This is a genomic window from Micromonospora polyrhachis (assembly GCF_014203835.1).
GTDB classification, from domain to species: Bacteria; Actinomycetota; Actinomycetes; order Mycobacteriales; family Micromonosporaceae; genus Micromonospora_H; species Micromonospora_H polyrhachis.
Genome location: NZ_JACHJW010000001.1, coordinates 5,226,370 through 5,242,382 on the forward strand (window position 1 = coordinate 5,226,370; position 16,013 = coordinate 5,242,382).

Consider the following 16,013-nt stretch of genomic DNA (forward strand, 5'->3'; position numbering starts at 1 on the left):
CGCCGCTCAGGCGAGGAAGCCGTGTACGGCGTGGGTGAAGGCGGCAGGGTCGTCCAGCCAGGGGAAATGGCCGCCGCCCGGCAGCACCGTTACCTCGGCCGCCGGGAACAGATCGGCGAGCAGTTGTGCGGCGGCCGGCGTCGGTGACGTGTCGAGTTCCCCGGCGACGATCAGGACCGGTGCGTCGAGTTTGGCCAGCCCGGCCCGGACGGCGGCCACGTCCGGCTCGAAGTCGGCGTAGAAGCCGTCGGCGGCAGCATCCGAACGCTGGCTCGGCTCGTTTTCGCTGTGCGTGCGGGCCCGCTCGTCCCACCGGCCGTACGAGAACGGTGCGGTGGCCGCCCGTAGTGGGGCGATCTCCTCCGCTCCGGCACCCCGGGCCGCCGCGTTCCGCCAGTCGTTGAACGCCGTGCTCGCCGCCTCGAACCACCACTCGCCGGAGCGGGCGTTGGCTGCCTCCAGGAAACCGACCGCGTCGACGCCGACGGACCTCAGTCCCGGGGTGACCAGCACGAGCTTGGCCAGTCGTTCGGGAAACCGGGCGGCGTAGAGTTCCGCGACGTTGCCCCCGGCCGAGTGCCCCAGCAGTTCCATACGGTCCAGGCCCAGGTGGACACGGAGCGCCTCCACGTCGTCGACGATCCGGTCGCAGCGGTAGGTCGCCGGATCGTCCGGCACCGCCGAGCCGCCGGTGCCCCGGTTGTCCAACACGATCAGGGTTCGGTACGCGCTCAGCCCACCCAGGTCCTCCAGGTAGGCGCCGGCTCGCCCCGGTCCGCCCGGTACGCAGACCAGCGCCGGCCCGGAGCCGAGCACCCGGTACGTGAGTTCGGTGCCGTCGTACGACGAGAAGCTTGGCATCGGACCAGGATCGCAGCCGGCAGCGTGACGATCAATGGGCATCTCGGGACCGGCAATGCGATCGATGCCGGTCCCGAGGCGGTGTATCACGATCAATGCCTGCCGCTCGGCGCAGATCGTTCGCCGTTCGGCGCACCATCACTCGCAGTCAGCGTGACCTGGGTCACCAAATCGATAGCGTTCCGCCGTCGCCTGCCCGCTACGTCCCCGGAGGTGTGACAGATGGCTGCCCCGGAACCGGAAGCCCCGCCACCCGTGGTCTATCGGGCCAAGGACAAGAGCCCATGGAACTGGCTGCTCTTCCTGCCGATCGTGGTGCCGCTGATCCCGCTGCTGTTCAACCTGGACGCCCCCCGCCTGTTCGGCTTTCCGGCGTTCTACTGGCTGCAACTGGCCTTCATCCTGCTCGGGGTCAGCACGACCACGGTCGTCTACCAGTTGACGAAGAAGCGGCGGTGATCCCGGATGTGGCGGGACCATCTCACTGAGATCATCATCTTTTCGTTGCTCTTTCTGCTGGTCAGCGGGATGGGGTTCGTAGCGGCCCGGTGGCGGGCACCGCAGGACATGGCCCACCTCGACGAATGGGGGCTGGGCGGCCGCAGCTTCGGCGGCTGGGTCACCTGGTTCCTGGTCGGCGGCGACCTCTACACGGCGTACACCTTCGTGGCCGTACCGGCGCTGCTCTTCGGGGCAGGGGCGGCCGGGTTCTTCGCCGTGCCGTACACGATCATCGTCTATCCGTTGGTGTTCCTGGTGCTGGTCCGGCTCTGGTCGGTGTCGCACCGGCACGGGTTCGTCACCCCGGCCGACTTCGTCCGTACCCGGTTCGGCTCGCCGACCCTGGCGCTGCTGGTCGCGATCACCGGCATCGTGGCCACCATGCCGTACATCGCGCTGCAACTGGTCGGCATCGAGGCGGTGCTCAAGACCATGGGCATGACCGGGGAAAGCGCGCTCGCCCGGCACCTGCCGATCATCGTGGCGTTCGCCATCCTGGCCGCCTACACCTACCAGTCCGGGCTTCGGGCACCGGCGCTGATCGCCTTCGTCAAGGACACCCTGATCTACATCGTGATCCTAGTGGCGGTCCTCTACCTGCCGTACAAGCTGGGCGGCTGGGGGAGCATCTTCGACGCGGCGGAGGCCAAGTTCGCCGCCACACCCAACCCGAACGACGGCATCCTGCTCAACGGCAACAACCAGTTGCAGTACATGACCCTGGCGCTTGGCTCGGCGCTGGCGCTCTTCCTCTACCCGCACAGCCTGACCGGGGTGCTGGCCAGCCGCAGCCGGGACGTCATCAAACGGAACATGTCCGCGCTGCCCGCGTACAGCCTGCTGCTCGGGCTGATCGCGCTGCTCGGCTACATGGCGATCGCCGCCGGGGTGAAGCCGCTGCCCGGTGCGACCCCCGGCACGGTGGACAACAACACGGTCGTACCGCTGCTGTTCGAGCAGCGCTTCCCGAGCTGGTTCGCCGGGATCGCGTTCGCCGCAATCGGCATCGGGGCCCTGGTGCCGGCGGCCATCATGTCGATCGCCGCGGCCAACCTCTTCACCCGCAACATCTACAAGGAGTACCTGCGTAGGGATGCCTCCCCGGCACAGGAGGCGAACGTCTCGAAGATCACCTCGTTGGTGGTGAAGGTCGGCGCGGTCGCCTGCATCGTCTTCCTGGACCCACAGTTCTCCATCGACCTGCAACTCATCGGCGGCGTGATCATCCTCCAGACCCTGCCGGCGGTGGCGCTGGGCCTCTACACCCGGTGGTTCCACCGAGGCGCGCTGATCGCCGGCTGGGCCGCCGGCATGGGCCTGGGCATGTGGATGCTCTACGAGATCCCCAACGCGGCGACCAAACGAGCCCACTTCGGCGGATCTGCGTTCCCACTGGAACGCTTCGGGTTCGACACCCCGAAGACCGTCTACGTCGGCCTGGTAGCCGTCGGCGTCAACCTGCTCGTCGCCGTACTCAGCACCCTGATCCTGCGCGCCGCCCGCGTCGCCGAAGGCCCGGACGGCACGACCCACGACGACTACTTCGCCGACGCTGACACCGACGCTGACGCCGACGCCGACACCGACGTGAAAGACATCCCAGGAGCTTGAATGTCAAGCAGCGGCCTTGGTGAGGTGATGCGACCAGGCGGTCGCCTCGTCGTAGAGGCTGCCGGTTTTGAGGCATCCGTGCAGGATGCCGACGAGCCGGTTGGCGAGTTGCCGCAGCGCGGCGTTGTAGCTAGATGATTGAGTCCTAAATCCCTGCTGGTCAATGGTCGTATGCGATGAGTGATCTTGGGTTGGGTGCGCCGATGTTGGTGTTGTGCCAGATCACGGCAGCCAGGGCGAGTAGGCGTTGACCGACGCGGGCGAACAGGCCGTCGTGTCGGCGGGCTCCGTGTCGTTCCAGGGAGAGTTGGCCTTTCAGGCTCTGGAAGATCGACTCGATCCATTGGCGGGCGCGGAGCAGGGCTTTCTCGGCCGGGGTGCGTGGGGCGTCGGCCTTGGCGTTGGCGCGTTTCGGGCGGACCAGGTGGATGCTCCGCAGGTCGCAGAACTGGTCGAACTCCGGGCTGGCGAAGCCACGGTCGGCCAGGATGACCTGCCCGTCGGCGATTAGGTGGTGGTCGGCCTCGATGAGGGCGGCCATCACCTCCCGTTCGTCGAGTTTCGGGTTGGCCAGGCACCACAGCACGGGCATGCCCTCGGCTGTGGCCAGTAGATACAGGCGCATGCCCCAGAAGTAGCGGGAGTGTGAGGCGCTGTAGCCGTAGCCGGCGTCCCCGGCCAGGTCCGAACGTTTCGTGGTCTCCCGCGAGGTGCCGCACGGTACCGGGGTGGAGTCGATCAACCTGAGGATCGGGGCACTGGTCGGGGTGACATGGGCCAGGGCCCGGAGCACGGTGGCGATGAGCTGACCGCTGCCGCGGACCCGTTTGCCGTAGCCGGACGCGGTCGGCAGGTACGGGAACATGTCGCGCAGGTGGGTGCCGGCCCAGCGGATCCAGTGCCGTTCACGAGGGAAGTCGAACAGGACCTGGGTGATCATCAGGCAGACCAGTTCGGCGTCGGACAACCGCTGGGGCCGGCCGGGACGGCGGCGACGCGGTACCAGGTGATCGTCTACGAACACGTACAGTGCGGTCAGAAGGGTGTTGATGTCAGCTGTCACGAGCAGACAACGACACCCTTCCCTGTACCAGTACGCCGGCACCTCCCACCAGCAAAGATTTAGGACTCAATCATCTAGTGCCGCGGGCGCGTTGCCGGTCGTAGTAGGCGCGGGCACCCGGCGAGGTCGTCAGTGCGGTGAACGCCTGGGTCATCAGCGCGTCGATGAGCCGGTCGTTGTGGACAAACCGGGCAGCGACGGTCTTCTTCTTGCCGGACGCACGGGTGATCGGGCTGGTCGCGGCGTAGTTCTTGCGGGCCTTGGCCGAGGCGTACCGGTCGTGGTCGTCACCGAACTCAGCGAGCACCCGGGCGCCGAGGACGACACCGAGTCCGGGCTGGGACAGGATGATCTCAGCATCCGGGTGCTGGCCAAAATGGGCCTCGACCTGCCCTTGCAGGGTCTTGACCTGCTCGTTGAGGGTGGCCAGCAGCGCGACCAGGGCACGCACCGACACGGCGTACGCGGCGGTGACCAGGGCCGGCTGGCCGAGGTGCTCGGCGCGCAGGACGGCCTGGATCGCGGCAGCCTTCGTCGGGATGTCACGGCGGCGGGCGCGTTTGAGGGCCGCGCTGATCTGGCTGATACTCAGCCTCGCGGCGCTCGCCGGGTCGGGTGCCTTCGCAAGCAGTTCCAGGGTGTCGGCGGCGTCGAGGTCCTCGAACGCTGCGAGGGCGGCGGGGAAGTACTCCCGCAACGCGTGCCGCAGCCGCTGCCCGGCCCGGGTGCGTTCCCAGATCAGCGTCTTGTGTGTCCGGGTAACGACCTTGACCGCCTCGGCCTCGGCGCTGTCCCCGGCGACCGGGCGCAGTTGGTGCGAGTCGGTGCGCACCATGTCGGCCAGCATGTGCGCGTCGGCCGTGTCGCTCTTGGCACCGGACACGCCGAGCCGTTCCCGATAGCGGGCCGCCTGCAACGGATTGACCGCGTACACCGTGTATCCGGCGGCGACCAGCGCCTGGACCCACGGCCCCCGGTCGGTCTCGATACCGATCTTCACCCGCGCGGCAATGTCGGCGGTGTCGGCGGGGTCGTCGCCGAACCATTGGCCGATCATCGCGTGCAGCCGGGTGATCCCCGTGACGCCCTCGGGCAGCCGAGCCTTGGCCAACCGGCGGCCGGAAGCATCCATCAGCTCGACGTCGTGGTGGTCCTCCGCCCAGTCATCTCCCACGAACAGCAACACGTCTCCCACCTGTCGAATCGATCACCTCCGGTAGCCAGGAGGAGAACCATCAGCGACCTAATGAAGCAGTGCTCACGCCGCAACCGGACGGGCACGACATCCCATCAGCGATCAACTCTCCACACCGACCAGCCAGGGCACGATCTTTCATCAGGACTCGATGTCCAGGAACGACGAGTGCTCACCAACTGGCGGCTACCTACCCACCAGGAGTTTGCCGGATGGCTCACTCCCAGAACTCATTAGGAACGGCCCCGTCTTATCGCCTTCTGCCTAGGAAGGGCCCCTTCCTAACACGTCAGCGGAAGCCGGATGTCGATCAGTCGCCGAAGGCGCGGTAGAGCAGGAGCAGGCCGATCGCCGTACCGAAGATCACGATCACGGTCCTGAGCACGGCGGGCGGCAGGCGACGGACCAGCCGGGCACCGAGATAGCCGCCGGTGATGGTGGCTGGCGCGACCACCGCGACGGTCGCCCAGTTGACCGGGCCGAAGAGGGCGAAGACGGTCACCGTGGTCAGCCCGACCACCGCCGACAGCAGGTTCTTGAGCGCGCTGACCCGGACCAGCGTCTCGTCCAGTACCAACGAGAGCCCGGCGACCAGCATCACGCCGAGCGCCGCGCCGAAGTAGCCGCCGTACACCGCGCCGAGCGCGACCATGGCCTGCAGGGCCACGGTCCGCCGGCGCGGGCCCAGGTCGCGGGGGTGGCCGACCAGACGGCGCAGCCGGCTCTGAAACGCCAGTACGGCCGTCGCGCCCAGCACCAGAAACGGTACGACCAGCTCGAACGCCCGGGCCGGGGTGACCAGCAGCAGCGCGCAACCGGCGCCGGCGCCGAGGATCGTGGTGGGCAGCAGTCTGGCCACGCTGCGGTGGTCCGGCAGGTCGACGTAACTGCCGGCGACGCTTGACAGGTAACCCGGACAGACCGCGACAGAATTACTCACATTCGCCGGTACGGGCGGCAGCCCGATCGCGATCAGCGCGGGGAACGTGATGAGCGACCCGCCACCGGCAACCGCGTTGATGGTGCCCGCGGCGAGCCCGGCGGCGAGCAGCAACGCTGCCTCGGTGAGTTGCACGTTTTTCGAGGCTAGTGCCTGGATGGGGTGCTCGCAGTAGGGAAGATCATGCCCATGGTCGGGCGTTGTTGACAGTGCGTAGAATCATCGGCGCGACGGACGAGTCGACCGGGCGGTCGCGTCGGTGGGCCAGCGGGCCCGCCGCCGAGGAACGTCCGGACTCCATAGGGCAGGGTGGTTGCTAACGGCAACCCGGGGCGACCCGCGGGACAGTGCCACAGAAAACAAACCGCCACGCTGGGTGTTTCGTGTCGAAAGACGCGGATCTGGCGCGGTAAGGGTGAAACGGTGGGGTAAGAGCCCACCAGCATCCCGGGTGACCGGGATGGCTAGGTAAACCCCACCCGGAGCAAGGTCAAGACAGGGCCATCACCGCGAGGTGACGGTTCGCGCAGGCGATTGAGGGCGGCCCGCCCGATGCCTGCGGGTAGACCGCTGGAGCCTGCCGGCAACGGTAGGCCGAGATGGATGGCCGCCACCGGCAGCACCGGCAACGGTGCCGTCGGGACAAAATCCGGCGTACAGGTCGACTCGTCCGTCGCCCAACAGCTCAGAGCCACGATCAAGGCTCTGAGCTGCTTGTTTATGTAGGTGCCTTTGGTTGACCTTGGTCAGCGTTGGGCGGCTTCTGACGGCCCGGTGACGGCCCAGAGACGGCCCAGGAAATCTGACTCCCTGATCAGTTGACCCTTGCCGGTGGCGCGGTCGTCTGTCCGTCTCGGCGGCCTGGTGTTCGCGGCTGGCGGGTAGGGGGGCGGATACGGGCTCGGCGGTGGAGGTGCTGCCGCAACCCGGTGACCCGGTGGTAAGCCAGTCCCGGCGCGGCAGCCGGAAGCCCCAACCACGACGGCGGTCAGCCACGTCGGCTTCCTTCCAGACCTTCAGCCCTTCCGCGTCGAACGCCTGAGCCAGTGCCGCCCGTACTTCGTTGACGGGGTGCCTTGCATGGGCCGACTGCACCTTCGCCCGGGCTCGCTCGAACTTCTCCACATATGCCTGAACCGCTGGCATGTCCCGCTCGTATCCGGTCGGCTCGTATCCGGTCGGCTCGGACAGCGCGTCGTCCTGGTTCACGAGCGCCAGTTTGCCGGATCGGCGTCCTGGGACGGCAGCTCCTGTCGCGCCGCGCGGTGGATCTTTGGCGCGGTGCCTTGACGCGGGGGAGAGCATCAAGGCACTCGCCTCGTACCTCGGCCATGCCGACCCCGGTTTCACCCTCCGGGTCTGCCAGACCCCACCGCGCCGCGCCCAAGTCAACGGCTCCAATCGGCCCACGACAACGACTTGTGCGTCAACGTTGCTATGTAGCCCTCGCCACCAACATCAGGTGCACGGGATTCGGCATGAGAGGACCTTGCGACGGCGGCCAGCCTGTCGTCCTTACCTTGCTGGATCTGCCGCGCATCTGTTGTCGGATCACAGGTGTTGTCCGACAACAGATCCGCGACACTCGTCCGCCAGTTGAGGCGCGACAAATCAGCGACCTAGAGGCGCAGGTTGATCGTCAGTCTGGGACCGCCGAGCGCACGACGAGTCGGGGAGCCGGCTGCGGTGGTTCCCCGTCAGTCGTCGCTGCGGGCTCGTCCTGGGCCTGCCCGGTGGTTTTGGCGGCCGGCTGGGTATCGGCACCGTTGGTAGTCTCTGGTACGCCTACGTGCGCTGGTATCAGCAACAGTGCCACCAGATCCTGCCAGACGTGCACCATGATGGCTAGCAGTAGGCTGCCCGAGACCAGATAGATGATGGTGAACAGGGCGCCGAGGGCGGCGATGCCGACCATCCCTTTGCGACCCTGGTACGCGTGGGCCGCCACGAACAGTGCCAGGCTGGCCATCGCGACCAACGGTAGGGGCAGGTCGTATATTTGCGTGCCGGCTGCGATAAGAAGACCGCGGTAGACCGCCTCCTCCGTGATGCCGGCGGTAACCGCCAGCGCCACCGCCAGCCGGCGCTCGTGCGGGGTCCGCGGGACTATCACGGCGATTCGGGCCCGGGCGGGGATCATCTCTCCCCGGCGCATCCGGTGCCGTGCGCGCAGACCACCGACCAAGGTCATCACCAGCATGTACGCCGCCAGCAGGTAGTCGAGGCCGTCGCCACTGGGCCAGGCCCAACCGAGGTCAGCAATGGACAGATCGGCGCTCTCGAACGCGATGAGCGGGACGAAGGCCGCCAAGACCCATGCCCCAACGATCGAGTCGCGATAGAACCGGGGCCGCTGTCCCGGGTCGTCGGTGAGCTGTCGGCTGAAGCGGTGACGGTGCTTCATTCCCAGACCTGTTCCGGCCAGGATGATGGTCAGCAGCGCCGCAATTAGAATATGCGTGGTCAGTTCCGGAGCCCCGTTCACGAGTGACAATCCTGGTCACCCGGTGAGACGGTGACAATCCTTCAATCGGCGCGAGCTTGTGCGTGACACCCAGGCCAGGAGAATCCGCACATGGTGCGCTTCGTGTGCTACGTAGCATTACGCCGAGTTGGCCTGGATACCGTCTGGACGTCCCTGACGGCAGCGCGTCCGAGTGAGCAATTGCGACAACGCTGAGGTCGGGAACGCCCCGCTCGACCGGGGTGATGATGCTGCCCGTACTTCTCGTCGTCAATTTGCTGAAGGCACGACGGGGCGGTCCGTGCCGACCTCCACGACGTACGCGGTGAAATCAGTCATGTCATGGAGTCGGGATGCCTGGTTGTCGTACTCGGGCTGTCCGCCTTCGCGCAGGCGCAGCGCCTCGCGAAGGACCTGATGCCAGCGCTCGTCGTAGTAGGAGAGACCCCAGCGGCCGGCACCCGACTTGGTGGTCATCTCTCCGGTGACGATCAGGTGGTGCAGGCGGGCGACCCCGAGAACGCAGAGTTGAGTGCGATGTCCACCCTGCAGCCACCCCGTCGGCGCGGCCGCCTGGTTCGGCCTCGCTATTCCTCAGGTGTCCTGGCCGTCTTCACTCGGTTCACGGCGCAGCGCCTCCGGTCGGTGTGCGACATCTCTACCGGAGTCGTCGTTGCGGATCCGGTACTGCGGGTGCTCCAGTGACGCGTTGACTGGGTGCCCCCGGACCTTCACGCGTTCGGTTATTTCCTCCTTGACGGTCCCGTACGCCCGACCAGAGTGGCTGGCCCATGAGACGTGGTCACCCTTGCGGAATTTGTCGCCCTCAGCCATGTTGCTGGGGTACCCGCGGCCCGCACCTCGAAACGACCGGTGGATGGGTTGGCCCACGATCTCCGGCTGGGCATCCGTCCGGTCTGGCTGCTGCTCGGGCCGGCCCTCGCCGCGTCGTTGGGTGCCTTTCTGCTGGCCGTCACCGTCGGGCCGGTATGGGGTGCAATCCAGCAGACCTTGGATCTGTCGACCTTGACGATGGGCTGGACCTTCGTCACCTACCTGCTGTCGGCGGTAGTGGCGGTTCCAGTCGGCGCTCTGGTCGGCCGACGGTGGCCTACTGCCGTCACGTTGCCCGCAATCGTGCTGCTGGTCTTCGGATCGCTGCTGCTCGCGTTCGCCCCCGGAATCGGAGGGTGAGCCACCGTAGGCGGGCATGCTCGCTGGCAGATCCGGATTCGGGATCAGAGGCCGAACGAGGCTCGGCAGCCATCGTCCAGCCCGTCGACCGTCACGGTTGGTCGCTGGTGCTGTTGCCACCTCTCCCGCGTCAGACGCAGGCGGTCGGAGACGACGGCCGCACCGTCCCGGGCGTCGACGGAGATCCCGTCGTGCTCGTAGCCGAGTTTGCGGGACACCCCTTGCGAGGAGTGGTTGTCCTGGAACACCTCGGTCAGCGCGGCGGTCGCACCGAGATGTTCGAAGGCAAGGGTGAGCAGCCCGATCCTCGCTTCCGTTCCATAGCCTCTGCCCTGATGATCCAGGCCCAGCCAGGCCGAGGTCGTCACCTGTCGTACCACCGGGAAGTCTCGCGCCCGAAGCGTAACCACGCCGATCGGCTGGCCTGCCCGGAAGACGCCCAGCCCGAGCCGCCACGCTGCCACGTCCCAGGAGGCCAGCTGGCTCCAGTGGCTCCGTAGGACGAACCGCGCCCGGTCCGTGTGGGTGCCGTCGGTCCATGGGGTCAGAAACGGCCGCTCGCCGGGATGATGCACACCCTTGCCGGCGAGGTCGGCAAGCTCAGCGAGCTCGTCTTCGCGCGGGAGGCGCAGTTGCAGGTGCGGTGTGACGATGGTGAGGCGGTACAACGGCCACAGGTCGGCGAGCATGCTCGGTATCCTTCAGGCCAAGATCTGCCTGGTCAAACGATATGTTCACCGATCTCGGCGCTTCTCGGTCCCGGTCAGGGAGTCGGTTCGGTGATGCGGGTACGGAGTTGTTGCTCAGCCGCGTCCAACTCGGTCCAGAGGTCGAACCAGACCCGGCTACGGGCCTGGTTACCGCGATCGAGACCGACGACCGCGATGCTGTGGACGCCCCACAGGATGTCGTAGTCGTCGGGTGGTGAGTCGACCCCGATCGCGAACGACGCGGCCAGAGCGGCCCGGGTGACGATCAGCTTGTCCGGGGCGTCGGGATCGCGGCGGCCGGCGGTGAGGAAACGCGGATCGTCGGTGATCTTCATCCAGCGCACTGTCGCGCCCGGCACCTGCTGGTCGAGGATGTCGGCGACCGACTCTCGCACCGTCTTGGCCGGATCGTCGCCCAGCCAGTGCAGGAAGTGGTCGCTCTCGACGAGCTTGGTGAAGTCGTCCCGGGGCGGCCCGTACGTTGGGTTGGGCTCGAACTCGCCGGTGAGCTGACCGGCGTCGTCGACCTTCCAGGTGCCCCGGATGGCCTCCGCCGGGATGTAGCCGTCCGGGTCACCGATGAGTGTGCGGTCCACCTCGGCGACCGAGCCGCCCGGGTTCCGCGCCGCCTCCGCAACGAGCGCGGACGGCAACTCTTCCCGTCGCTGGTGGTCGTCGTCTGCACCCGATGCCGTGGCCATGACCGCCAACCTACGTGCCGCCGGGCAACGGATCGCCTGGGCCTACCCCTCCGACCGTACGATCTCCCGCGCCGCACAGGGTCTGCTCCTCCAGCATGTGGCCGGTCTCGTTCGCGTTGATCGTCGATGACGGGGCAATCGGTGCCACGCTCGTTCAAGGTCCGGTCGCCGGGCTCGGACCGACCGATGGGGGTGTCGTCTCGGACGAGGAGCCCGGGTCGTCGGTGAGCGCGGACCGGGAAGGAGCAGTACGGCCGATGTGGATGTAGAGCTTCTTGCGGTCGCGCGGGTCGACGGTGTGCAGTTCGGGTTCCGGGAGCTGGTATCGGGCGGGCCGCTGATGCTCTGCGCACAGCCGTTCGGCGTTGTAGACGCGGGTGAATCTCCAGAGCATCCTGGCGAAGTTGGTCTGCCCGTGGGCGAGATGACGCGCGACGATACCGGCGGTACGGGCGAGCGCGACGACGCCGAGGTGCTTACGGTTGATCACCGCCTGGGTGCGGACCAACTCCTGGTAGAACTCCGGCAGCGGCAGTCGGGTGGGCAGCACCGCGTGCTGGATATCGAAGAGACGATAGTCGGAGGTGGTCAACTTACGAGATTCGGTGTGCCAGATCTCGGTTCCGGGATATGGGGTCATCACCGAGAGATGGACGATTTCCGGCACGCTCATTGCCCATTCACGGACCACGCGGAACTGTTCCCTGTCCCACTGCGGGTCCACGATGAGGTTGATGGCGACCGCGAGGCCGAGCTTCCTGGCCTGCTCCAGCGCCATCATGTTCTCGTCCGGGCTGATGCGCTTACGGTAGAGGTCCAGCCCTTCGGCGTCCAGCGCCTCCATGCCGAGGAATATGTAGTTCAGTCCGAGGCGTCTCCACCGGGCGAACACTTCTGTGTTGCGTAGCAGTACGTCGGCTCGGGTCTCAAGGTAGTACTGCTTACGAATTCGGCGGCGCTCCAATTCGGCGGCTATCGCGTCACCGTGTTCGGGACGGATGAAGGCCACGTCGTCGACGATGAAGATGCCTGGCTCCTTGACCCGGGCTATCTCGTCGGCGGCCACTCCCGGGGAGAGCTTGCGATAGCTGCGCCCGTAGAAGGTCCATGCCGAGCAGAACGAGCAGTCCCAGGGGCAACCCCGGGTGAATTCGACGGAGGCCGCCGGGTCCAGGACCCCGATGAAGTAGCGGTTGCGACGTCGAATCAGCTCTCGGGCCGGGCGTGGGGTGTCGATCGATTCCAGAAGTCGCGGTTGTGGCCCGGTGCCCTGCAGGGTGACGGCGCCGGGTGCCTCGTGGGCAGCTCCGTCGCGGGCAGCGGCGAGCAGCGCAACGGTGCCGGTCTCTCCCTCGCCCCGTACGATGGCGTCGATGGCACCTTCCGCCTGCTGTAGGACATGGTCGGCGATGAACGAGACCGAGTGTCCACCAACGAAGACGTAGGGTGGCCGTTGTCGGTTCTTCAACCAACGGGCGAGGTCTATGACCTCGGGAACGTTGGCCAGATAGTTGAGCCCGAAACCCACCGCATCCGGTTCGAACTCCAGGAACTCCTTCGCCATCTCGGCTTTGCTATGGGTCTGGAGGTCGACGATGCGTACCTGATGACCTGCTTCCTGTAGCGCGGCGGCGACGCACTCGATGCCCAATGGCTCCAATCGAAGGAACAGCTCGGAATACATTAGGACGCTGGGATGTATCAGCAGGACTTTCATGTTATCCACCCCGCCTGCTCATGGCCAAGGCACGCAATCTGATCCTCGCACATGAAGGGAGACAGGGGTGGCAAATGGGAAGCGCGTTTCCTTTTGCGTGCGTAGGGATCAGCGGAACACCGGCGAGAAATCCTCCCATATCACAGGTATGCCATTCGGGTTCCTTTGTCAATGATGGTGCGGCGGATTGTCACGCCGGCTCGGCACGTCAGCGCTACCCGCGCCGTATGGAACAACTCCCGGCGTACGGCGGGTCGCGTCCAGCCGCCGTCCCAGCCGGTGCAGCTGTTGGGCGCGGACCAGAACGCGGCGGATGGGCTGCGCGGGACCTACCCCCGCAGCGGGGACGTGAACGTGACGCATGGAGAAATGTCCTGTCAAGGACTTTCAATGTGTCGCGCGATGTCGAAGGATCTGGTCATGAAGCGGTTGCTGGCGCTCGTGATGTGCCTCGTGCTCCTACCGGTGTCCCCGGCCCAGGCCGGCTCCACCATCCGCAACCCGCTCAACGGCAGCGCCGACCCCACGCTGACCTACTTCAACGGCAACTACTACCTGGCCACCACCCTGGGCAACCGGATCGGCATGTGGCGGTCGCCCACTCTCGCGGGCCTCGCCACCGCACCCGAGACGACGGTGTTCCGTGATGCCGACGTCAGCCGCAACAAGCAGGTCTGGGCCCCGGGTCTCTACCGGTTCGACGGACGCTGGTACATCTACTACACGGCCAGCGACGGCGTCGACGCCAACCACCGGATGTACGTCATCGAGTCCGCCGGCGACGACCCGATGGGGCCGTACCACTTCAAGGCCCGCATCGCCGACCACGGCGAGTACGCCATCGACGGTGAGCCTTTCGTACACAACGGCCGCCGCTACTTCACGTGGAGCGGCCCCGGACGCGGCAGGAGTGGACCGGCACAGATCTATCTACAGGCGATGGACACCCCGTGGTCGACCACCGGTGCCCGGGTCGCACTGCCCGCCAGCGGCGGCTGCGACGAGGTACGTGAGGGTGCGGTGAGTCTGCGCGGAGCGGGCCGTACGTTTCTGGTGTATTCGACCTGCGACACGAGCAAGCCCGACTACCAGTTGTGGATGAAGTCCATCACCGACGGTCAGGACCCGCTGGTACCCGACAACTGGATTCAGCATGCCGGTCCGGTTTTCTGGCGCAACGACGCCGCCGGCGTTTTCGGTCCGGGGCACAACGGCTTCTTCAAGTCACCCGACGGCACCGAGGACTGGATCGTCTACCACGGCAAGACCACGTCGGAGTACACCTCCGCTGGCCGGACCACGCGGGCACAGAAGTTCACCTGGAACGCCGACGGAACGCCGAACTTCGGCCGGCCGCTCGCCCTGGCGGACACGGTCGTGCCGCCGTCCGGCGACCCGTGGGCCAGCCAGGACCCGGGGGCGGCCCGCGGCTACGTCGTGGGGGAGGAGAAGCAGTACTTCGACCGTACGCCGGAGGATGCCCTCGGCCACTGGTGGCAGCAGCCCAACGGGACGCTGCGCCACGACACCTGGGGCGGAAGCCTCATCGCCGGCCGGCCCAGCGGCTTCCGGCACGGCACCGAGCAACATGCCTTCGCCCGCACGCCGGACGGTCGGCTCCGGCACCTCTGGTGGACGCCGGGCGTCGGCGTACGCTCCGAGGACTGGGGTACGGGGCTGGCCGGTGACCCGACCGGCATGGTCAGCGTCAACGGCCAGAAGCACGTCTTCGGTCGTGCCCCCAACGGCACCCTCGCTCACTGGTGGCAGGAGCCCGACGGCACGGTACGCCGCGACAACTGGGGTGGCAGTCTGGTCGGCACCCCCACCGCCTACGCCTTCGGCGACGAGCAGCACGTCTTCGCGCGCGGTACGGACAACTCGCTACGGCACTACTACTGGTATCCGAAGATTCCCGACAACCTGCCCGCGGTGGACGACTGGGGTGCGGTCGGCACGGTGCACTCCGATCCGACCGGCTTCGCGTTCGGCCGGCAGCAGCACGTCTTCTATCGCACCGCCAACGGCACCGTGGAGCACCGGTTCTTCGACCACAGTGAGTGGAAGGTCTACACCGAGAACTGGGGCGGCAACCTGGTCGGTACGCCCTTCGCCTTCCGGCACGGGCCGACGCAGCACGTGTACGGCCGGGGCGTCGACGGCGCGCTCTGGCACCTCTGGCGGCAGCCGGGTACGTCCGTACAGGCACAGAACCTCGGCGGTACGCTCACCGGCGATCCGGTCGGTATCGCCTTCCGGGGCGAGCAGCACGTGTTCAGCCGTTCCGCCGACGGCAGCCTGCAAACCCACCTTGGCACCACGGTGACGCCCTGGCCGGGCGGCCAGATCGCACCGTGACCGAGACGACGCTGGTCTGCGACACTCCGTCGATGCTGACGATGCCTGACCCGCCGTGTGCGCTGGTATTGCGGACCGACTTCTCCAATGATGCGACCTGGGCGGCGGTGTGCGCGGCGAGTAGCGCACTCTCGGTCGAGGGGTTCGGGGCAACCCTGTCCTTCGTCAGCGACCGGGCGTTCGCCGACCTGAGCGTTGAGCAGGTGGTGGCGCTACCGAGGGTGGCCGACCGCGGTTTCTTGTTCCTCGTCGACCACGTCACGATCACCAACCCGGAGATGCCACTGGTCGTGCTCGACCTGAACGTCGAGCCGGGACGCTGGTTCCGGGTCGTGCCGGCCGAAATGTGGGGCGTCGAGAACAACCTGACCCTCGCCAACCTGGATTTCCGCGATTTTGCCGACCGCGTGGACCCGGACGGCGTCTTCCGGGGCTTCGCCGGCTAGCGGTGCGACCGGGCCGTCGCTGCTTCATCTCGGCCTCGTCCAGGCCAGCGGGGCGGGGCATGCGGTCTGGTTCAAGCTGCTGCTGCCGTCGCCCACCTGGCTGACCGGTGTACCCAGCCAACCGGTGTACCCAGCCAAGGTGGTCGTACAACCCGGTGGGTCACCGGCGCAGGTTGAATCCGCCGTCACTGGTGATGACCTGACCGACGATCCGCGTCCCGCCTCGGAGGCGAGCCAGCCGATCAACCGGGC

General features: G+C 67.0%; 15 protein-coding genes, 1 other RNA gene and 3 pseudogenes. 8 read left to right on the plus strand and 11 right to left on the minus strand.

Going from position 1 to position 16,013, the window contains the following annotated elements; all coding sequences use genetic code 11:
- Positions 1 to 6: 6 nt before the first annotated feature.
- The gene (locus FHR38_RS23135) at positions 7 to 861 is read right to left on the minus strand and encodes an alpha/beta fold hydrolase (RefSeq protein ID WP_184536643.1); all 855 of its coding nucleotides are present in this window, start codon (positions 859 to 861) and stop codon (positions 7 to 9) included.
- Positions 862 to 885: 24 nt separating this feature from the next.
- Here FHR38_RS23135 and FHR38_RS23140 point away from each other — a divergent pair, with 24 nt between their 5' ends.
- The 3 genes from FHR38_RS23140 to mctP are packed head-to-tail and all read left to right on the plus strand — an operon-like array spanning position 886 to position 2,973.
- Positions 886 to 1,080 carry a hypothetical protein gene (locus FHR38_RS23140; protein ID WP_184536644.1) on the plus strand — a complete coding sequence of 65 codons (195 nt, stop codon included), beginning with the start codon at positions 886 to 888 and terminating at the stop codon, positions 1,078 to 1,080.
- A 3-nt stretch (positions 1,081 to 1,083) separates the two neighbouring features.
- Positions 1,084 to 1,320: a DUF3311 domain-containing protein gene (locus FHR38_RS23145; RefSeq protein WP_184536645.1), complete on the plus strand. Its 237-nt coding sequence runs from the start codon at positions 1,084 to 1,086 to the stop codon at positions 1,318 to 1,320.
- A gap of 6 nt (positions 1,321 to 1,326) precedes the next feature.
- Entirely contained in the window at positions 1,327 to 2,973 is a 1,647-nt protein-coding gene (gene mctP, locus FHR38_RS23150) for a monocarboxylate uptake permease MctP (RefSeq protein ID WP_184536646.1), read from the plus strand.
- Between the two features lie 3 nt (positions 2,974 to 2,976).
- Here mctP and FHR38_RS33735 read toward each other — a convergent pair.
- From FHR38_RS33735 to FHR38_RS23165, 4 genes and pseudogenes are all read right to left on the minus strand, one after another.
- Positions 2,977 to 3,105, minus strand: a pseudogene (locus FHR38_RS33735) (IS110 family transposase); the annotation flags it as partial.
- A gap of 28 nt (positions 3,106 to 3,133) precedes the next feature.
- Positions 3,134 to 4,036 (minus strand): IS982 family transposase, encoded by a 903-nt coding sequence (locus tag FHR38_RS23155; protein WP_184531708.1) that lies wholly within the window; start codon positions 4,034 to 4,036, stop codon positions 3,134 to 3,136.
- Between the two features lie 79 nt (positions 4,037 to 4,115).
- Positions 4,116 to 5,219, minus strand: a pseudogene (locus FHR38_RS23160) (IS110 family RNA-guided transposase); the annotation flags it as partial.
- A gap of 322 nt (positions 5,220 to 5,541) precedes the next feature.
- Positions 5,542 to 6,306: a sulfite exporter TauE/SafE family protein gene (locus FHR38_RS23165; RefSeq protein WP_184536647.1), complete on the minus strand. Its 765-nt coding sequence runs from the start codon at positions 6,304 to 6,306 to the stop codon at positions 5,542 to 5,544.
- Between the two features lie 100 nt (positions 6,307 to 6,406).
- Here FHR38_RS23165 and rnpB point away from each other — a divergent pair.
- Positions 6,407 to 6,844: RNase P RNA component class A (gene rnpB, locus FHR38_RS23170), an RNA gene on the plus strand.
- 612 nt (positions 6,845 to 7,456) lie between these two features.
- Positions 7,457 to 7,531, plus strand: a pseudogene (locus tag FHR38_RS33785) (tyrosine-type recombinase/integrase); the annotation flags it as partial.
- 279 nt (positions 7,532 to 7,810) lie between these two features.
- On the opposite strand, the gene FHR38_RS33305 reads toward FHR38_RS33785, so the two are convergent.
- The 3 genes from FHR38_RS33305 to FHR38_RS23185 form a co-directional block, all read right to left on the minus strand.
- Positions 7,811 to 8,656 carry a CPBP family intramembrane glutamic endopeptidase gene (locus FHR38_RS33305; protein WP_184536648.1) on the minus strand — a complete coding sequence of 282 codons (846 nt, stop codon included), beginning with the start codon at positions 8,654 to 8,656 and terminating at the stop codon, positions 7,811 to 7,813.
- A gap of 249 nt (positions 8,657 to 8,905) precedes the next feature.
- Positions 8,906 to 9,226, minus strand: a complete 321-nt coding sequence (locus FHR38_RS23180; protein WP_184540089.1) for an aminoglycoside adenylyltransferase domain-containing protein — start codon at positions 9,224 to 9,226, stop codon at positions 8,906 to 8,908.
- Between the two features lie 3 nt (positions 9,227 to 9,229).
- Entirely contained in the window at positions 9,230 to 9,469 is a 240-nt protein-coding gene (locus FHR38_RS23185) for a hypervirulence associated TUDOR domain-containing protein (RefSeq protein ID WP_184536649.1), read from the minus strand.
- Positions 9,470 to 9,508: 39 nt separating this feature from the next.
- On the opposite strand from FHR38_RS23185, the gene FHR38_RS23190 reads away from it, so the two are divergent.
- Entirely contained in the window at positions 9,509 to 9,829 is a 321-nt protein-coding gene (locus FHR38_RS23190) for a hypothetical protein (RefSeq protein WP_184536650.1), read from the plus strand.
- Between the two features lie 44 nt (positions 9,830 to 9,873).
- Here FHR38_RS23190 and FHR38_RS23195 read toward each other — a convergent pair whose 3' ends face one another.
- From FHR38_RS23195 to hpnR, 3 genes are all read right to left on the minus strand, one after another.
- Positions 9,874 to 10,518: a GNAT family N-acetyltransferase gene (locus FHR38_RS23195; RefSeq protein ID WP_184536651.1), complete on the minus strand. Its 645-nt coding sequence runs from the start codon at positions 10,516 to 10,518 to the stop codon at positions 9,874 to 9,876.
- A gap of 74 nt (positions 10,519 to 10,592) precedes the next feature.
- On the minus strand, positions 10,593 to 11,240 hold the full coding sequence (locus FHR38_RS23200) for a hypothetical protein (RefSeq protein WP_184536652.1): 648 nt from the start codon (positions 11,238 to 11,240) through the stop codon (positions 10,593 to 10,595).
- Between the two features lie 154 nt (positions 11,241 to 11,394).
- Positions 11,395 to 12,957, minus strand: a complete 1,563-nt coding sequence (gene hpnR / locus FHR38_RS23205; protein ID WP_184536653.1) for a hopanoid C-3 methylase HpnR — start codon at positions 12,955 to 12,957, stop codon at positions 11,395 to 11,397.
- Between the two features lie 420 nt (positions 12,958 to 13,377).
- Here hpnR and FHR38_RS23210 point away from each other — a divergent pair, with 420 nt between their 5' ends.
- Positions 13,378 to 15,315 carry a family 43 glycosylhydrolase gene (locus tag FHR38_RS23210; RefSeq protein WP_221449139.1) on the plus strand — a complete coding sequence of 646 codons (1,938 nt, stop codon included), beginning with the start codon at positions 13,378 to 13,380 and terminating at the stop codon, positions 15,313 to 15,315.
- Complete coding sequence (locus tag FHR38_RS23215) at positions 15,312 to 15,761, plus strand: DUF6924 domain-containing protein (protein ID WP_221449140.1); 450 nt, start codon at positions 15,312 to 15,314, stop codon at positions 15,759 to 15,761. Before FHR38_RS23210 ends, FHR38_RS23215 begins: the two co-directional genes overlap by 4 nt.
- Positions 15,762 to 16,013 lie beyond the last annotated feature (252 nt).

Coding starts and splice junctions, on each gene's coding strand:
- FHR38_RS23210 (WP_221449139.1), top strand. CDS start 13,378: ATGAAGCGGTTGCTGGCGCTCGTGATGTGCCTCGTGCTCCTACCGGTG.
- FHR38_RS23135 (WP_184536643.1), bottom strand. CDS start 861: ATGCCAAGCTTCTCGTCGTACGACGGCACCGAACTCACGTACCGGGTG.
- hpnR (WP_184536653.1), bottom strand. CDS start 12,957: ATGAAAGTCCTGCTGATACATCCCAGCGTCCTAATGTATTCCGAGCTG.
- FHR38_RS23185 (WP_184536649.1), bottom strand. CDS start 9,469: ATGGCTGAGGGCGACAAATTCCGCAAGGGTGACCACGTCTCATGGGCC.
- FHR38_RS23145 (WP_184536645.1), top strand. CDS start 1,084: ATGGCTGCCCCGGAACCGGAAGCCCCGCCACCCGTGGTCTATCGGGCC.
- mctP (WP_184536646.1), top strand. CDS start 1,327: ATGTGGCGGGACCATCTCACTGAGATCATCATCTTTTCGTTGCTCTTT.
- FHR38_RS23200 (WP_184536652.1), bottom strand. CDS start 11,240: ATGGCCACGGCATCGGGTGCAGACGACGACCACCAGCGACGGGAAGAG.
- FHR38_RS23195 (WP_184536651.1), bottom strand. CDS start 10,518: ATGCTCGCCGACCTGTGGCCGTTGTACCGCCTCACCATCGTCACACCG.